The sequence below is a fragment of the Galbibacter orientalis DSM 19592 genome, from assembly GCF_000260115.1.
GTDB classification, from domain to species: domain Bacteria; phylum Bacteroidota; class Bacteroidia; order Flavobacteriales; family Flavobacteriaceae; genus Galbibacter; species Galbibacter orientalis.
Genome location: NZ_JH651379.1, coordinates 1112635 through 1131517 on the forward strand (window position 1 = coordinate 1112635; position 18883 = coordinate 1131517).

Below are 18883 nucleotides of genomic sequence, written 5' to 3' on the forward strand. Positions count from 1 at the left end.
ATCTTTCTATAAGTTTACTGTAAGTGATACATTAAATTGTGTTCCGTTTGCCTTAATATAATTGGAGTCTCTAGCATTCCATTGAGAAATCGGATTATAATAATCTTCATTCAACAAGTTTTTAATACCTAAGCCTACCTTTGTAGAAGGAGTTAGTTGATAATTTGTTGTAAGATTTAATATGTTAAAACTATCAACAGGACCTTTACCATAGGTGTAGCTTCCATTATCATTTGGTTCAAAACGGTTTCTATCTCCACTGTAGATATAAGAAAGGCGAGCATCAAATTTGTTATTCCATTTGTAAGACACATAAGAAACTATTTTAACAGGAGGAATTCTGTCTCCTCCCATATAAGTATCGTAATCTCCACTATCTTGACTGTCTATTTTTCCTTCAGTATAAGAAACCGAAGTTCCAAAATTTACATTTCTTGCGAGTTCTGTATCCATAGAAACTTCAAAACCATATACTTTTTCTGGCTGACGTAAAATCTCAAACGCACCACTAGCAGTTTCACTGTAAGTAGAACCTAAATCTGAGGTGCTTATAAAGTAAGCTCCGCTTAAATTAGTTCTTCCTAGGTGACTGTTAAAGCCTATTTCGTAGTTGTTTGCAATTACAGCTTCGGAATTAATCTCGTTAACTGTATTTTCTGTTGCAGAGCGAAGTGTTCTTCCTAAATCTGCAATAGAAAAACTTTGAGAGAAACTTATAAAGGGTTTAAAAATACTCCATTTGTTATATCGTAATCCAGCGTTAAAAGTAGTTGCATTATAGTCTAACTCGCCTCCTGTTATGGCATCACCCCCACTATTAGGAGTAGTTTCTCCTACGTTATATCTTGTAAGAGTTGTGTAATCTGGAATCTCGATATTTATGTTTTCAAAACGAATTCCAGCTTTTAAAACAAAGTTTTTATAAAGTGTTTTTAGTTGAGCATAAGGCGCAAAGTTTGTCATATCCATTTGCGGAACCCAATCACGACCATCAACTAATTCTTGCTCTGTTTTATCATTTAAAACATCAACACCATAAAGAATATTTCCTGTTACTTCTCCAAATGTATAAGGTGTTTTTAAATTAAAACGAGCTCCTTTTTTTGCTGATAAAATGGATGATTGTCCGCCATCATAGCCTAAGTTTGGATCGTAAAAGCTATCTGTATACCCATATACGGTTTTAAAATCTTGCATATAAAGGTTCAATCTAAAATCTGTTTTCCCGAAGATATCATCATAATCATACGTTAATTGTGCATTATGGTTATATCTATTTCCTTGATCTTGACCTAAATCCTCACCAAGTACTCCAATAGTTGGTGTTTCACCATAAACCCCAACCTGCGGAACGTAATCTGTATCTTGATTGCTGCTGAAATAATTATACATTAATTCCACTCGTTGCTTTTCGGTAATTTGATAGTTAAGTTTCCCGAATAAACTATACTGGCTAGTTTCTCCTAACCCATAAAACGGAGAAATTACCTCACCATTAGCATCTTTATAAATGCCTGTTTGTCTAAAGCTTCCACTAGCAACATATCCTAATTTATTAAGTTGCCCAGAGAAAGTTTGAGTTACTTTAGCTCCAACAGTATTGTTAATGTCTACCAATGCCCCTTCAGCGCCAACATACGTGGTGCTTTCTAATTTTTTGCTAGCATGTGGTTTTTTGGTAATATAATTTACAATACCACCATCGGCACCATTCCCATAAATAGCAGTTGCACCTTTAATAACCTCTACTCTCTCTAAAGTACTTGGATCTATAGTATTTACATCTCTTCCTCCTGATCTTAGTGGGGTAGACTGCGGAATTCCATCAATTAAAACCAGCATTCTTCTACCTCTTAATGTTTGCCCGGTACTACTTGTTTGGTTAGAACTTAGAGACATCCCAGGAACTTCTGTTAAAACATCGGCAACAGAATTACTTGTTTGCGCTAAATTTTCCACTTGTTTTGAAGTTATAACAGAAACAGAAGAAGGAACTTCATCTAGTGTTTCTCTGGTTCTATTGGAAGTAATTACAACTTCGTTTAACTGCTCCATTGATTCTTCTAATACAACATTGATTTCTGTTGTAGTATTGTTTTTAACTTCTACTTTTTTTGTGATAGTAGTAAAACCAATAGCAGAAAATTTAAGGGTATACAATCCGTTTTGAAGATTCTCTAAACGGTAAGTACCATCGTTGGCTGTAGTAACGCCTTTATTATTTTCTTTTATTACAACCGAAATATATGGGATGCCCTCATTTGTATTATCTACTACCTTCCCTTGGATACCTCCTTCTTGTCCATAAATGGCTATGGAGCTGATGAAAAACAGTATAAAAGTTAAATATTTCATTATTATTCTTATTTAGATTTGTTTAAAATAGCAGCAAAAGTACGCTCATTTTACTCTTATCCAAATATTATGAATGTTAATTTTCTATTTTCTTCTAATAAGTAAGAGTATTCTTATTTTTCTGATGTATGAAGGATTTGTTGGTTTCAGGGAGGGTTTAAAATCTTATAATTTTGCTACAAATACTAAGAGATAATTTCTCCTGTTTGATGGGGTGGAAATAATGATGTATGTTTGGATTCATCACAAAAAATAGCCTGCTATATCCCTTTGTTTTAACAGTATATAGGGGTTTATTTTTAGCTTACCGAATGTGGCTTTCCATAAAGAATTTGTATTTTCGTGATTATTGAAACATAAATGAGTTAAAAAGTTATAAATATGACAATTAATATAAGTGATTCTAAAATTTCTGAAGCGTTAAATCAATTAGGAGTTAAAACTGAAAATTTAGGAAGTTCAACAGGGAGCAATTGGTTTGCATCTGGAGAAGAATTAATTTCTAAATCTCCTGTAGATGGTGTTATTATTGGTAAAGTAAACCAAACTACAGCTGAAGATTATGAAAAAGTGCTTCAAACTGCAGAAGGAGCTTTTAAAGAATGGCGTAAAGTAACTGCACCCCAACGTGGAGAGATAGTAAGGCAATTTGGAGATGAACTTAGAAAACACAAAGCTTCTTTAGGGAAATTAGTGTCTTATGAGATGGGGAAGTCGTACCAAGAAGGTTTAGGAGAAGTTCAGGAAATGATAGATATCTGTGATTTTGCAGTAGGGTTATCTCGCCAATTGCATGGCCTTACTATGCATTCAGAACGTCCAGGACATAGAATGTATGAACAATACCATCCATTAGGAATTGTAGGAATTATTTCTGCTTTTAATTTTCCGGTGGCGGTTTGGGCTTGGAATACAGCTTTAGCTTGGGTTTGTGGAGATGTTTGTGTTTGGAAACCATCAGAAAAAACACCTTTAACGGCTGTTGCTTGTCAGAAATTAATAGGGAATGTTATAGAAGCAAACAATTTGCCAGAAGGGATTTCTTGTTTAATAATAGGCGATTATAAAGTTGGAGAATTACTTACAAATGATAAAAGAGTTCCGTTGGTTTCTGCAACTGGGTCTATAAGAATGGGAAAAATAGTAGCACAGGCTGTTGCGGCTCGCTTAGGGAAATCTCTACTAGAATTAGGAGGTAATAATGCCATTATTGTTACGCCAGACGCAGATATTAAAATGACGGTTATTGGTGCTGTATTTGGTGCTGTTGGAACTTGTGGGCAGCGTTGTACGTCTACACGCCGACTTATAGTGCATGAAACTATGTATGACCAAGTTAAAAATGCGCTTGTAGAAGCATATAAACAGCTTAGAATAGGAGATCCTTTAGATGAGAATAATCATGTTGGGCCACTTATAGATAAAGATGCTGTTGCTAATTATTTAAATGCTTTAGCTGAAGTTAAAAAAGAAGGAGGTACAGTTTTAGTTGAAGGTGGTGTGCTTGAAGGGAAAGGTTATGAAAGCGGATGTTACGTAAAACCTGCAATTGCCGAAGCTGAAAATCATTTTGAAATTGTGCAGCATGAAACATTTGCTCCTATTCTTTATTTAATGAAGTATAAAGGTGGTGTTGAAAATGCTTTGGAACTTCAAAATGGGGTAGTGCAAGGCTTATCTTCAGCAATTATGACTAATAATTTAAGAGAAGCAGAACACTTTTTATCTCACCAAGGATCCGATTGTGGCATTGCAAATGTAAATATAGGAACTAGTGGTGCCGAAATTGGGGGTGCTTTTGGTGGCGAAAAGGAAACAGGAGGAGGAAGAGAAAGTGGTTCCGATGCTTGGAAAGTGTATATGAGACGTCAAACCAATACCATTAATTATACAACTGAACTTCCGTTAGCACAAGGAATAAAATTTGATTTATAATAGCATAATCATACTTTCTACATAAAAAGGAGGCTATCAGGCTTAGCTAATCGAAGTTTTTAAACATCTAACTCTTAAATATTATCTTAAACTTGATAGGATACTCTTATTGTTAGTTGTTTAAAAACTTCAACAAGCTCATTTTTAAAGTTATAAATTACTTTTTAGACGGCTGTTTTTAATATTGTAAAACACTATTATTCGATAAAAAAGTAGGCTTAAACCCTAAACTATAGTAACTTAATTACCAAGGTTAATAAATATTTTCAGAAAGTATCCCTTTTGCTGTTAAAAATAGAAAGCAAAATTTTAAAAAGCTTCCTTTCTAAAATAAATATTTTATCCCAGTAACAACTTGTCTTTACTTTTTTTGCAGCGAAACGGTCTTGCGTCTTTATCTGAAAAGTACAGATTATAAAACTCCATTAGCTTCCACCCATTTAAAAATATGTGGATCTTGGGGAGTAGACATTCTTTCTGAAATACGTTTTAATCTTTCAGGTAATCTTACTAGGTAATCTCTAGCTTTTTCACCTTTATCATTTAACTCTCTAATTTTATCGATTTCCCAATATTGGTTTAATCGATCTAAAATATTGATATAATCAAAAGTTGTGTAAACACCTAGGCGTTGTGCCGCATTAGAGAAGTTTTCAAAAGCACTTCCAATATGGTCTCCAGATTCCCTAACAAATTGTGCTGGCATTACAATTTTTCGCTTCATCATATCAGCAAAGGCAATCATCATTTCACTAGGGTCGTAATCAAAAATAATTTTTACAAACTCACGGTATGCCAAATGGTGTCTCATCTCATCTCCAGCAATTATGTTACACATTTTTGCCAACATAGGGTTTCCTTTCTTCTTAGCTAATTGTCCCACTCTTTTATGAGAAATATTGGTAGCCAATTCTTGGAAAGAAGTATAAACAAAGTTTTTATATGGGTCTCTTCCGGTACCTATATCAAAACCATCAGCAATCATATGTTGTGTAGTAACTTCAATTTCTTTCATGTTCACACGGCCAGAGAGGTATAAATATTTATTTAAAACATCTCCATGTCTGTTCTCTTCTGCAGTCCAATGACGAACCCATTTTGACCAACCATTTCTTGCGTGTTGGTCTACGCCTTCTACATCCATCAACCAAGATTCGTAGGTAGGTAAAGCTTCTTCTGTAATTGTATCTCCAACCAATACTACCCAAAAATCGTATCCTAATTCTTGTGCCTCTCCTCTTATTTTTTTCACTTCTTCAAAAAAGTTTTCACCTTGAGAATCTGGTAAGAAATCTGTAGGTTGCCATATTTGGTCAGCAGGAATAAGATATTGCTCTAGAAAAGAATCAACTCTCTTTTCTATAGTTTGCATTACTTCAAGTCTAATATTATGTAGTGACATGCTGTTCTGATTTTATGTTGGTAAATATCGTATTTCTAAAAATTATATACGAATACTTTAAGCTTTTTCTGCAATTCTCTTTTTAAAAGGAGGTTATGCAGTATTTTTTTGGTTTTAAAACCTCTTATTTTACTTATTAATTGAGATTTTAACGCTCCAAAACGTGCTCTTTATTTGCTGATGAGTTTATGTCTAAATGTTTTTTCAGTTTAATACAAAAAGATTTTAATCCCAACGCTTCCTATTAAAGATACAAAATTTAAAAGTTAGAATGAAGAATTTTACATTTTCATAACTATTTGACTCAAAGTTTTTTACATATTTAGCCCTACAATTTAAGAAATTGACTAAATTTGAGTGTAAGAATTTATAAACCAAAGTGATATCCTATGAAATCTCTCTACTTAGTTGGTATAATTATTACCATTATAGTTGGCTCTTTTTTTAATTGGATTTTATGTTGTGAGGTAGAAGCAACCCCAATAGAAAATATAGAGACTATAGCTCCAAAAGAAACTTCAATGGTTGTTAACCCACTTGTAATAATAGACAGCACAGGAAATTTTAATTATAAAACGAATGATAATTTCAATTTTAATAAATCTGATTTTATTATTCTTAGGCCTCTTGGTGCTGGGGTAGAAGAAGGAATTGCTCAATTGAAAGATTATCTTAATGGAGATGGTGCAAAATTTATTGATGTAACAGGTTTTTATTCAATTGCTGAAGAAAATAATTCTGCTTTTCCAAACTTAGGATTAGCCAGAGCAAATGCAGTTAAAAACCATTTGATAGCAAAAGGGGTTTCTTCTAAAAAAATTAATACTTATGGAGAATTAAAACCAAATCTAAAAGTTCAAGATAGTATCTATGTAGGGCCTGTTTCTTTTGTTATAACAAACGATTCTAATTTTAAAGATGCCGAAGCGGTTGTAGAAAATATTAAAAAGAATCCAATTGTATTATACTTTGAGACTGGCAGAAGTACTATTACCTTAACAGAGGAGCAACGGGCTAAGTATTTAAGTATTGTTCAGGCTATGGATAAGGTTGATGATGTTTCAGTCCAAATTATTGGTCATACCGATACCACAGGAAACGCAGAGAATAATAAGGTTTTAGGAAAAGAAAGAGCAGAATTTATAAAAACCTATTTGGTAAGAAATGGTATTTCTTCTGAAAATATTGAAACCATTTCAAGGGGAGAAACGGAGCCTATAGCAGATAATAACACGAACGAAGGGCGAGCAAAAAATAGAAGAACTGTAATTACAATTAAGAACTAATCATCCAAAATTTATATATATGAACTGGTGTTTACTTATTCCATTAATAGTAGGCGTTATATGCGCAATTTTAGGTTATTTATTAGGGAGGTTATCTTCTGGAAATAATACTGCCGAGATTGAAGCTTGGCAAAAAAAATACGACAAATTGGAAGCCGACCTTACCGATTGTAGGTCTAAATTGGCAGCCAAACCTAGTCCTTCTGTAAGTTCAAAAACTGAAAACACAACTTTAAATTTAATTCCATTTGATGCTGCATTAGCTAAGGCTACTTATGGGAAAAAAATAAAACAAGACGACCTTAAAATTGTGGAAGGAATAGGGCCTAAAATTGAACTATTATTTCACGCTAAAGGCATTACCACTTGGAAAGGACTTTCTGAGTGTAGTGTAGAAAAATGTGAAGAAGTTTTAAAATCTGGTGGAAAGGCATACGAAATACACAAACCTGGAACTTGGCCAAGACAAGCACAATTAGCTTACGAAGGGAAGTGGGTAGAGTTACATGCTTGGCAAGACGAGTTGAAAGGCGGAAAATAAACTAACCAACTTAAAAAATAAAAGGTTCTCTTTTTTCTAAAAGGAGGATCTTTTTTAGTTTACCAATGTAAATAAAAATAATACTTTGTATTGTTCTCCCAATCTATTTCTTAACTTACTATATGCCTTTGTTATCTGCGCTTCTACAGTTTTAATAGATAAATCTATATGTTCGGAAATTTCAATATTGGTAAGGCCTTCAATTTTACTTAACATAAAAACACCTTTGCATTTAGGCGGTAATTTTTCAATTTCTTCTGTAACTATTCTAAAGAAATTTTCAATTTTAGAATCATCTATACTTGTAGTAATTTCTTCTAGGCTTTCTAAATATTTATAATGCAAATAGGTGGTGGCTTTACTTTTTTGATAGGTATTAACAAATTCGTTGTAAACAGATTTATAGAGAAAACTCTGAATAGAAAAATTCTTATTTAATTTCTTTCGATACTGCCATGTCTTTAATAATACATTTTGAACAATATCTTCTGCAATAACCTTGTCGTTTATTAAGCTTACAGCGTATGCATATATTTTCCGATAGTATTTATCTACTAAATATTCATAGGCTTTTTCATCTCCTTTTTTTAAGCTATTTATAAAAATTTCATAATTATTGTAAATCATAAATTGTGGGTTGGCAGGTTGTTAAACCTCAAATTTATGTTAATAAAAGTGAATTTGACAAAAAAAAGCTAAAAAAAATAAGGGTATTATAATTTTGATTTGTAATACTATTAAATACTCAAAATGATTCCTTCAAAAATAGAAGACATTATTATTAAATTCTTATCTAATACAGCAAGTTCAGAAGAGCTGGATTTTCTTATTGAGAATATAGAAAAAAAAGAGAATAAAAAAATTTTTAAATCATATATAAAAACCCATTTCGCTATTTCTATTGCCATGCATAAACCAAATACAAAAAAAGCTAAAAAAGAATTTCTATTAAATATAAAAAATGAAAAAAGAAGAGGTCGACTTAGGGTAATCAATTCGGTTGTTAAATATGCCGCTGTTGTTTTAATAATGATTGGAGGTGCTTTTACTTATAAACATTACTATGACATAAACCAAAGCGCTACAAGCAATACTAAAATCATTCCAAGAGAAGGACAAGTAATACTTCAACTAGAAAATGGAGAAAAACAAATTATATCTGGGAGTAAACCGATAAAAAATATAAAAGGAAAGACTATTGCAAAAAGTGACGGAACCAGTATATTATATGAAAATAAAATAACGAATGATAAAAAATTGGTATATAATAAATTGACGGTACCTTATGGAAAAAAAATTGATTTAGTTCTTTCTGACGGAACCCGTGTAACTCTCAATTCGGGAAGCTCCTTAAAATATCCTGTTGATTTTGTAAAAGATGGAGAGAGAAAGGTTTTTTTACAAGGGGAAGCTTTTTTTGATGTAACACCCAATAAAGAAAAACCTTTTTATGTAGAAGCTCAAGCAATTAATGTAAAAGTCTATGGGACGTCCTTCAATTTTAAAAATTATCAAGAAGAAACAGATACCGAGGTTGTTTTAGTTGAAGGCTCTGTAAGTATGCAACTTAATAAAAGTAGTAAAAATGAAGTTCAGGAAACCATACTTAAACCAGGAGACAAAGCCTCTTTTAATAAAAACAATAAGAATATTACAAAAACAAAAGTAGACACCTCTATTTACACATCATGGATTCATGGGAATCTTGTGTTTAGAGACGAGCCATTTAAAAACATCATCAAGGCGTTAGAGCGCTCATATAACGTTATTATTATAAATAACAACAAGGAAGTAATAAACGAATCTTTTAATGCCACTATCGAAACTAACAATGAAAGCATTGAGCAGGTGTTATCTTATTTTGAAAAGGTATATGATATTGACTATAAAATAATAGAAAACAAAGTAGTAATTAATTAAAATATAATTGCCTATGCAGCACACATAACCAACAGATTTAACCAATCACTTTATAAAAAAGCCAGAAAATGCTGTCACATTTCCTGACTTGAATTAAGTGATCAAAAAAATTAATCACCCTTTTAAACATTTCAAAATTATGAAAAAACAAGCTAACCTGTGGCTTTACTTTCCACAGATTATAAAATTTGACCTAAAAATGAAACTATCCTTACTGTTTCTAGTCACAACTATTTTTACTATTCAGGCCAATAATTCGTATTCTCAAAAGACAAAAATTTCGCTTGAAGCTAAAAACAATAGTATTTCTGAAGTACTTGATGAGATTGAATCTACTACAAAGTTCAGATTTATATTTAGCACCAACGATATTGACCTCGATAGGAAAATATCTGCTGTATTTAAAAAAGCACCTATTACAGATGTGTTAACTATATTATTTAAAAATGAAAATGTAACCTATGAAATCCTAGACCGAAAAATTCTTTTGAAAAAGGAAAAGAAAAATGTTGAAGATTATATTAAAGCCCCCCGTAATGCTATAAAAAAATATCAATTTGAGGTCTCGGGAAGTGTTTTCGATGGGCTAGGAACTCCCCTGCCTGGAGCCAATGTATTGGAAAAAGGTACCAGCAATGGAACTCAAACAGATTTTGATGGTAATTTTAGCCTCTCTTTAAGCAGTGAAAATGCTGTTTTAGTAATATCATATATTGGTTTTACCACAAAAGAAGTTCCTGTAAACGGGCAAACCAATTTAAAAATTACCATTGAAGAAAGCGCTGCTGCCTTAGACGAAGTAGTGGTTATTGGGTATGGAACATTAAAAAAGAGAGACGTAACAGGCTCTATAGGATCTCTTAAAATGAATGAGACCCTAAATAGTAGAGCAACGGTAGATTTCGGACAAGTATTGACCGGTAAGGTAGCTGGGGTACAAGTCATTAATGGAAGTGGAAGACCTGGAGCTTCATCTAGTATTCAAATCCGTGGGGTTAATTCCATATCAGCTGGAGGCTCACCACTTGTCGTTATTGATGGGGTACAGCTCCCAAATTATGATTTAAATTCTATTAATAGTTCTGATATTGAATCTATAGAAGTATTAAAAGACGCTTCTTCTTCTTCAATTTATGGTTCCAGAGGAGCGAATGGAGTTATATTAGTTACCACCAAATCGGGGAAAAGAGGAAAATCAACATTAAATATTGATTATACAACCAGTATCCAACAAGTGATTAAGAAAATGGATGTAATGAATTCTAGTGAATATGCGCAAGCAGCTATAGATGCAGCTCAGAATGGATGGATAGATCAAGGAGGTGATCCAAATGCGCCTAATACCATTAGTGCTAGAGGGCAATACAAATACACATGGCCCAAAGCTTTGGAGTCTCCAGAAACGTTACCTAATACAGATTTTCAAGACCTGATTTTTAGAGCAGCTCCTTTACGTAAACTTGGGATAAGCTTTTCTGGAGGAAATGAAAAATCTAAATATAGCTTGTCCGCAGGATACCTCAATCAAGAGGGAATTGTTATTAACTCTGATTATGAGCGTTATACTATCAATATAAATACATCTACAACCATTAACGATTGGTTAAAGCTGGGGGGAATGTTAAACACCCTTTACGATAATGAAAATCAAGCTTACAACAGGACAGTTGAATGGGCTGTTCAATACCCTTCCATTTATCCGATCTATGGTAATGACGGTTATTTAGGAGGCCCATTGAATACGTCAGGATTTGAAAATTATTCTTCTATTTTGTTTAGACCTAATAATGGACATCCTTTGTATCGAGCTAATGATGACATTCAGAATAGTAACTTTACTACTCTTGGAAATCTTTTTGCAAACATTCAGTTCTCAGACCCTTTGAGTTTTAAATCTACTTTTAGTGCCTATGCTAACAATAAAGAAGGAACAAATTATCAAGCTGGGAATCACGATTTAGGGAAAAACTATGAGACAGTCGCTAGATATTCTGTAGAGAATCAAAGAACTACCAGTTATACATGGTCGAACATTTTAACATACAATAAAACTTTTGATAAACATTCGCTTAATCTGCTTATAGGTCAAGAATATAATCATCAAAAATATAACTATATTATTGCCTTAAGAGAAGGTTATGATAATGATAATTTTCATTCATTAGCAGCTGGGAAAAAAGTAGTGGAAGCAAATGACATGGCAAGAGAAACCAACCTTATTTCATATTTAGGCAGATTAAACTACTCTTTTTTAGATCGTTATATTTTCTCTGCTTCTTATCGTAAAGATGGTTCTTCACGGTTTGGGCCAGAAAATAAATGGGGTGATTTTTACTCCTTCTCTGGTGCTTGGAGGGTTTCGGACGAAGGTTTTATGAAAGACTCAAAAGTAATTAGTAAACTTAAGCTAAAAGCCAGTTATGGGATAACAGGGAACGACAACTTTTCTGACTATAAGTGGGTAAGTACAATTACACAACAAAGAGGCTCTTTAGGGAATAATACAGTAACCACATATTTCCCTACCAATTTAGAAAATAAAAATTTAGCATGGGAAGGGACTAAACAATTGAATGTTGGGTTTGATATAGGAGTGTGGAAAAATCGAATTAGTTTGGAAGTTGATTTATATACTTCAAAATCAAATGATTTATTACTTGATGTTCCTGTCCCTTCCATTACTGGATTTACAAATGCCTTCTCAAATATTGGGGAAATTACCAATAAAGGAGTTGAAATTAATCTGCAAACCCAAAATTTTATTAAAGATAAATTTACTTGGACAACACAATTTAATCTTGGATTAAATAGAAGCGAGATTACCCGCTTAGGTCAAAATAATACATCTATCATATTCGACCTAGGATCATTTGGTTCAATGCAAAAAATTAACCAAATAGGAAAGCCTGTTTTTAGTTTTTATGGTTTTCAATATGATGGGGTGTATATGAATCAAGTTGAAATTGATAGCGATCCGTCAAGTCCAGATTATATTACCCCAGGAGACGGAAGATATAAAGATATTAATGGAGACGGGATATTAAATGCAGATGACAGAACCATAATAGGTAATACTCAACCCGATTTTAACTGGGGAATTACTAATAACTTTACTGTAGGAGACTTAGACGTAAGCATTTTGTTTCAAGGAGTTGTAGGAGGTGAAATCTATGATGATAATGCCCACCGGTCTCTTTTATACCATGAAGGAAGAAATTACCTTTCAGAAGTTAATAACCGTTGGCGCTCTGAAGAAAATCCAGGCGATGGATACCACTACAAGCTTTCAGTAGATACTAAAGGGTTAGAAAAAACAGCGTCTAGTTATTGGATTGATGATGGTTCTTATCTTAGACTTAAAGACCTTACGATAGGATATAAACTACCTAATTATGTTATTTCTAAATTAGGGTTGTCTCATGTGAGGCTTTTTGTTAACGGAGCAAACTTATTTACCATAGCAAAAGCTCCGGTTTTTGACCCAGAGAATTTTTTAAATACCAATGTTTCTAGTCCGTTATATAGAGGGGTTGGAGGTGCAGCATATCCTACTGCAAAAACATATTCAATAGGGCTTAACGTTAAATTTTAACACAAAAAAAATGAAAACATTATATTATATCATAATACTTATAATCGTGGTTGGTTGTTCATCAGACAGGCTAGACTTATATCCTATCACACAACCCACCAATGATACTTTTTATACTTCAGAAGAAGAACTTGAACAGTCTCTCAATGAAGTATACAGACAATTAGGGATTGTATATGATGCTACTGGTTTACCAGACATCTATGGGGAAGCCTATTCAGACAACACCTACATAAAAGCGGCAACAGGGGCCAATAACTTTTTCGAACAAATCAATGAATATTCAATATTAACCGATAATGGTCTTATTGAGAATGCTTGGGAAAATGCCTATAAAGCAATTTTTATTTGTAATAATATTATAGAAAGGATAAATAACACCCCTTTGGAAATAAATGAGACAAAGAAGAATATAATGATTTCTCAAGCGTTAGCGGTACGTGCACTTGTATACTTTAATATAGTAAGAGTTTGGGGAAAAGTTCCTTATGTTGAAGAAACTATTACCCCTGAGGAATCATACGCTGTTGTGCAAACTGAACCAAATGAAATATACAAAAATATTATACAAGATCTAAACACATCCAAACCTTATTTACCTGAAGCATATGATGCAAATAATGTAGGAAGGATAACAAAATATGGAGTGTCGGCTATTTTAGCAAAGATTTATTTAACTCTTGGTAACAATCCAGCAGCAAAAAGTGAACTGGAATTTATCATCAATAGCAATCGATATTCTTTAGATGCCAATGAAGATGGCACTATAAATATTGAAGATTATATGTATCTGTTTTTGCCCGAGACGAAAAATTGTAAAGCCTCTATTTTAGAAATTCAATATTCATCTGGGATTAATGCCAACAACGCATCTCATCAAACCACCTATTCTCCTTTCGAATTTGATTTTCACCTTCCGGGTCAAGCGTTAACTTTTAGAGGAGAAGGATTTAATACTCCTACAGAAGATTTGGTTGCTGAGTTTGAAGAAAATGATCCACGAATAGAAATAAGCGTAGCCAAAGGATATATCAACTTGGGCAGTGGAAACTTTGTAAATTATCCGTATACACTAAAATTCTACGATCCCAATTTTAATAACCCAGGGCAAAACTTTGAAATAATTCGTTATGCGGATATATTATTAATGTATGCTGAAATCACTAACGATCCAACGTATTTAAATATGGTAAGAGAGCGTGTAGGGCTTCCATTATATGGAACACCTGATTATCCTACTTCTAAATATCCAGACCTTAAACTCGCCATAGAACATGAGCGAAGAATAGAGCTTTGTTTTGAGTTTCATCGCTTTTTTGATTTGGTTAGAACCAATCGAGCTATGTCTGTAATGAGTGATAAAGGATATGCTATTAATCAAGATAAACTAATATTTCCAATCCCTCAGAATGAAATAGACATTAACCCCAATTTAGAACAGAATAATGGGTACAAATAAATTCAATGAAAATAATCTATACTTTTAGAGTGTAACACAAATAAGAATCCGATGAAGTTAACAACATGGTTATTAATGGTGTTTTTTTTAATAATTAACACCCAACTTTTCAGTCAAGATAAAATGAATGTCATTATTTTTATAGCAGACGATGTTAGTTGGAACGATTTGGGGTGCTACGGAAATACCGACGTACAAAGCCCCACCATAGATACATTGGCAGAGCAAGGCTTGAAATTTAACAATTTCTACCTTACGGCCAGCTCGTGTAGCCCCAGCAGAAATAGTATTATAACAGGAAGGTATCCTCATAATACGGGAGCCGCAGAACTCCATACAGAGCCGCCGCTATGGATGAAATCCTTTCCAGAGATATTGAAACAAAACGGATATTATACCGTTCAGGCGGGAAAATTTCACATGGGAGCGTATGCATACCGGGGTTTTGATAAAGTTTTTGAAAAAAGGGAGGAAAATGGTTCTGGAGGAGAGAAAATGTGGGTGGATGCTATAAAAGAGCGACCAAAAAACAAACCATTTTTTATGTGGTTTGCTTCGTATGATGCGCATCGGGAATGGGGAGAAAATAAATTTTCTGGTACTCACCCCCCTAATAAAATCACTCCGCCTTTTTATTTAGTAAATGGTGAAAATACCAAAGAAGATATGGGGCATTATTACGATGAAATAAAGCGATTCGATTATAGCATTGGAGAAGTTTTAAAGGAATTGAAAAATCAAGGAGAAATGGAAAATACTTTATTGATTGTTATGGCTGATAATGGCAGACCTTTTCCACACAGCAAAACACGTGTTAACGATCGGGGTATGAAGTCACCTTTTATAATTTATGGACCAAAAAATATTGTGGCAAAAAATACCGAAAGTAATGCCTTGGTAAGTGCCATTGATATTGCCCCAACCATTTTGGATTTGGCAAATGTTTCCATAGAAGATCAATTTCAAGGAGTAAGTTTTAAAGAAGTATTAAAATCGCCTTCAAAAAGCTTTAGGAAACACGTTTTTGCAGAACATAACTGGCATGACTATGAGGCTTTTGAACGTATGGTACGTACAGAAGATTTTATGTATATTTTTAATGCTCAGCCTCAATATCCGCAATCTGGGCCTGCTGATGCTGTTGGAAGTCCATCGTATATTGATTTGGAGATGAAGAAAGAAGCAGGAGAATTAACAGCTGCTCAGGCAGATGTTTTTGTTACACCAAGACCTAGTGAAGAACTTTTTAATTGTAAAACAGATACTCTTCAATTGTTAAATATCGCTTCGATACCATCAAAAAAAGAAAAACTAAATGAGTTGAGAACTGTACTAGAAAAATGGATGACTGAAACCGGAGATTATGTTCCAGAACAACTTACCAAAGATTGGTATACAAGAGAAGCGGGGTATGTTAAAACCGAGAGTTTTGAAATTCGAGGAGAAATGCCCGGCAGCAAAACCAATGCTGTAAAAAACAATAGTAAAGGAGCCTTTTAGCTAGTGCTATTATAAAGTGCTAATAGAAAAGGGTTGATGTTAATTGCATCAACCCTTATTCTTGTATTTTATCTGATTTTTGTTTATAATGTATTAGGTTAATTTATAACCATAGCAACACTTCGATGAGATTTGGGGAATAGCAATGCATAGAACTTTTATTATCTGGATTTGGGTAACAATTACTTCAATTCTCTCACCCAAATATTTCTATAGCTAACACGACTATTATCGCCGTGATCTTGAAGTCTTATTGGGCCATCGCCGTGAGCTTCATTTTTAGGCCATCCAATATAGGGGGTAGTACCTTTTATTTCAGTATGGTCTTGAATTAGTACGCCGTTATGTAAAACGGTTATAGTAGCCGATTTTATTTTCCCTCCTTCACTATTAAATTCAGGTTCATGGTAAATAATATCATATGTATTCCATTCTCCAGTTGGCACAGAAGCCTTTGCTAACGGTACACCTTGTTTGTAAATAGCGCCTACTTGCCCATTTGTATATGTGTTGTTGTTATTATTGTCTAATACTTGAACTTCATATAGGTTTTGTAAAAACACACCACTATTGGCTCTGTGTTGTCCGTCTCCTTGAATTTTGGCAGGCGATTTCCACTCTATATGTAATTGAATGCTTCCAAAACTCTGTTTGGTTTGAATATCGCCCGCTTTATCTTTTACGGTCATACTTCCGTCTTTATTCAAAGTCCAAGCAGCAGCAGTACTGTCTTTAGAGCTAATCCAATTGTCTAAATTTTTTCCGTCAAAAAGGATAATAGCATCACTAGGAGCTCCATTTTTTTCGGTTGGATTTACAGTTGGAGCAACAGGTTTGTAAAATTCTGTTTCTTCAGGAGTAGTTGGTTCTTCCCCAGAATATTCTTCATAAGTTATAACGTCAGATTTTTCTTCAGTTTTAGGGACTTCTACTTTTTGTTCTTCTTTTTGAGGCGAATTACACGCCGCAATAGCACCAATTAATAGGGCGCTAAATAGTATTTTTTTCATCCTTAATTAAGCTCTTTTATTTTTATATTTCTAAAAGAAACTTCATCCCCGTGATATTGTAAACCAATTTTTCCAGTTTCTGAAGCTCCAAAGCCATCCCATCCTTTAAATTTAGAATTTGCTATCATTTCTTCCCATTTATCTCCATGAACTGGGAATTTAACAATTTCCGTACCGTTTAAAGTTACAGAACCTTGATTTGTTTTATGGTTAATTACCAAAATACATGTGTTCCATTCTCCAGCTGGTCTAGCTACTTTTTCACTTGGGGCAATCATATCGTATAAAGCTCCTGCTTGGTGTGTTTCTCCTGCTTTTGCATCTGGATGCCTTTCATTATCTAATACTTGAATTTCTGGTCCAGTTTGGTAAGGTTCTTTATATTTTTTATCTTCTTGTACTCCCCAGAAAAAACCACTGTTTCCACCTTCAGAAATTTTCCATTCTAAAGAAAGTTCGAAATTTTTAAATTCTTCATTTGTAACAATATTTCCAGCGTTTTCACTTGGAGTTAATACCATTGCGTCATCTTTGATTGTCCAAGAATCGTTTACTTCGCCACCATTAAACATGTGCCAAGAATCAAAGTTTGTTCCATCAAACAGTATTTTCCATCCGTCATTATTAGAAGCTAATTCTTGGGTTGCCTCCGTTTCTGTTTTAATACTTTCTTCAGAAGCAGTTTTATCATTATTTTGTTGCTTGCAAGACATCATTGCGAGTGATGCTATAAATAAATAGTTAATAGTTTTCATATGTTTGTTTTTAGTTTTTTATAATCCTAGTATTTTTTTCAATTTTGCGTCGTCTGTATCTCCACCTGCAAAATCGTCGAATACTTTTTCCGTAGCTTCAATAATATGTTTTTGGATAAAAGGCGCACCTTCTCTTGCTCCTTGTTCTGGACTTTTAATACAACATTCCCATTCCATAACTGCCCAAACATCACATCCGTATTGAGTGAGTTTTGAAAAGATTCTTTTAAAATCTATTTGTCCGTCTCCTAAAGAGCGATATCTTCCTGCACGGTCTCCCCAATTATTATATCCTCCAAATGCTCCTTTTTTTCCTGTCGGATTAAATTCGGAATCTTTTACATGGAAGGATTTGATAAATTCATGATAATGATCAATATACTCAATATAGTCTAACTGTTGAAGGACAAAATGAGATGGGTCGTACAAAATATTTACACGTTTGTGATTGCCAGTAGCTTCTAAAAAACGTTCAAAAGTATCTCCATCGTGAAGGTCTTCTCCTGGATGTATTTCATAACAAACATCAACGCCTTGCTCATCAAATTCATTTAAAATAGGGAGCCAGCGTTTTGCTAATTCTTCAAATCCCATTTCCACCAGTCCTGGTGGTCTTTGTGGCCATGGATGGAAAGTGTGCCAAAGTAAGGAGCCTGAAAAGGTTGCATGCGCATTTAACCCTAAATAATTACTGGCTTTTGCAGCTTTCTTCATCTGGTCTATAGCCCATTCGGTACGTGCTTTAGGGTTATTTTTTACATTGTCTGGGGCAAAATTATCAAACATAATATCATAGGCAGGGTTTACTGCCACAAGTTGCCCTTGTAAGTGCGTAGATAGCTCTGTAATCTCTAACCCGTAGGAATTAATTTTTCCTTTAAGATCATCGCAATATGTTTTGCTTTCCGCCGCTTTATCTAAATCGATTAAGAACTTTTCGGTGGTTGGAATCTGGATTCCTTTATAGCCTAAATCGGCTGCCCATTTACAAATTCCGTCAAGAGAATTAAAAGGGGCTTTGTCATCTACAAACTGCGCTAAAAATACCGCAGGGCCTTTTATAGTTTTCATTTATTGATGTATTTAGTTGAATATTATAAAATCGTTTTAGTGATTTAATTAGCAATT

The 18883-nt window shown here is 33.7% G+C and carries 13 protein-coding genes; 7 read left to right on the plus strand and 6 right to left on the minus strand.

From position 1 onward, the window contains the following. Window positions 1-6 precede the first annotated feature (6 nt). Complete coding sequence (locus JOOMADRAFT_RS05025; protein ID WP_008611752.1) at window positions 7-2355, minus strand: TonB-dependent receptor; 2349 nt, start codon at window positions 2353-2355, stop codon at window positions 7-9. A gap of 381 nt (window positions 2356-2736) precedes the next feature. Here JOOMADRAFT_RS05025 and amaB point away from each other — a divergent pair, with 381 nt between their 5' ends. After that, complete coding sequence (gene amaB, locus JOOMADRAFT_RS05030) at window positions 2737-4290, plus strand: L-piperidine-6-carboxylate dehydrogenase (protein ID WP_008611753.1); 1554 nt, start codon at window positions 2737-2739, stop codon at window positions 4288-4290. 412 nt (window positions 4291-4702) lie between these two features. Here amaB and JOOMADRAFT_RS05035 read toward each other — a convergent pair whose 3' ends face one another. Further along, the gene (locus JOOMADRAFT_RS05035; RefSeq protein ID WP_008611758.1) at window positions 4703-5692 is read right to left on the minus strand and encodes an acyl-ACP desaturase; all 990 of its coding nucleotides are present in this window, start codon (window positions 5690-5692) and stop codon (window positions 4703-4705) included. 389 nt (window positions 5693-6081) lie between these two features. On the opposite strand from JOOMADRAFT_RS05035, the gene JOOMADRAFT_RS05040 reads away from it, so the two are divergent. Both JOOMADRAFT_RS05040 and JOOMADRAFT_RS05045 read left to right on the plus strand, forming a co-directional pair. Further along, a complete protein-coding gene (locus tag JOOMADRAFT_RS05040) occupies window positions 6082-6978 on the plus strand; it encodes an OmpA family protein (RefSeq protein WP_008611760.1) in 897 nt (298 codons plus the stop codon). A 19-nt stretch (window positions 6979-6997) separates the two neighbouring features. Further along, entirely contained in the window at window positions 6998-7519 is a 522-nt protein-coding gene (locus tag JOOMADRAFT_RS05045) for a hypothetical protein (protein WP_008611761.1), read from the plus strand. A 54-nt stretch (window positions 7520-7573) separates the two neighbouring features. Here JOOMADRAFT_RS05045 and JOOMADRAFT_RS05050 read toward each other — a convergent pair whose 3' ends face one another. After that, a complete protein-coding gene (locus JOOMADRAFT_RS05050) occupies window positions 7574-8146 on the minus strand; it encodes an RNA polymerase sigma factor (protein WP_008611762.1) in 573 nt (190 codons plus the stop codon). A 123-nt stretch (window positions 8147-8269) separates the two neighbouring features. Between JOOMADRAFT_RS05050 and JOOMADRAFT_RS05055 the strand changes: the two genes are divergently transcribed. The 4 genes from JOOMADRAFT_RS05055 to JOOMADRAFT_RS05070 all read left to right on the plus strand — a co-directional run bounded on the left by JOOMADRAFT_RS05055 (window position 8270) and on the right by JOOMADRAFT_RS05070 (window position 15990). Next, window positions 8270-9439: a FecR family protein gene (locus JOOMADRAFT_RS05055; protein ID WP_008611764.1), complete on the plus strand. Its 1170-nt coding sequence runs from the start codon at window positions 8270-8272 to the stop codon at window positions 9437-9439. A 139-nt stretch (window positions 9440-9578) separates the two neighbouring features. Beyond that, a complete protein-coding gene (locus tag JOOMADRAFT_RS05060) occupies window positions 9579-13031 on the plus strand; it encodes a TonB-dependent receptor (protein WP_008611765.1) in 3453 nt (1150 codons plus the stop codon). A gap of 10 nt (window positions 13032-13041) precedes the next feature. After that, window positions 13042-14490: a RagB/SusD family nutrient uptake outer membrane protein gene (locus JOOMADRAFT_RS05065; protein WP_008611766.1), complete on the plus strand. Its 1449-nt coding sequence runs from the start codon at window positions 13042-13044 to the stop codon at window positions 14488-14490. A gap of 51 nt (window positions 14491-14541) precedes the next feature. Beyond that, a complete protein-coding gene (locus JOOMADRAFT_RS05070) occupies window positions 14542-15990 on the plus strand; it encodes a sulfatase family protein (protein ID WP_008611767.1) in 1449 nt (482 codons plus the stop codon). A gap of 182 nt (window positions 15991-16172) precedes the next feature. On the opposite strand, the gene JOOMADRAFT_RS05075 is transcribed toward JOOMADRAFT_RS05070, so the two are convergent. Genes JOOMADRAFT_RS05075 through JOOMADRAFT_RS05085 form a run of 3 tightly spaced genes read right to left on the minus strand, consistent with a single transcriptional unit; the run spans window position 16173 to window position 18826 of the window. Next, on the minus strand, window positions 16173-17000 hold the full coding sequence (locus JOOMADRAFT_RS05075) for a 3-keto-disaccharide hydrolase (protein WP_008611768.1): 828 nt from the start codon (window positions 16998-17000) through the stop codon (window positions 16173-16175). A 2-nt stretch (window positions 17001-17002) separates the two neighbouring features. Then, window positions 17003-17755: a 3-keto-disaccharide hydrolase gene (locus JOOMADRAFT_RS05080; protein WP_008611771.1), complete on the minus strand. Its 753-nt coding sequence runs from the start codon at window positions 17753-17755 to the stop codon at window positions 17003-17005. Window positions 17756-17773: 18 nt separating this feature from the next. Further along, window positions 17774-18826 carry a sugar phosphate isomerase/epimerase family protein gene (locus JOOMADRAFT_RS05085; RefSeq protein WP_008611772.1) on the minus strand — a complete coding sequence of 351 codons (1053 nt, stop codon included), beginning with the start codon at window positions 18824-18826 and terminating at the stop codon, window positions 17774-17776. Between the last annotated feature and the right edge of the window lie 57 nt (window positions 18827-18883).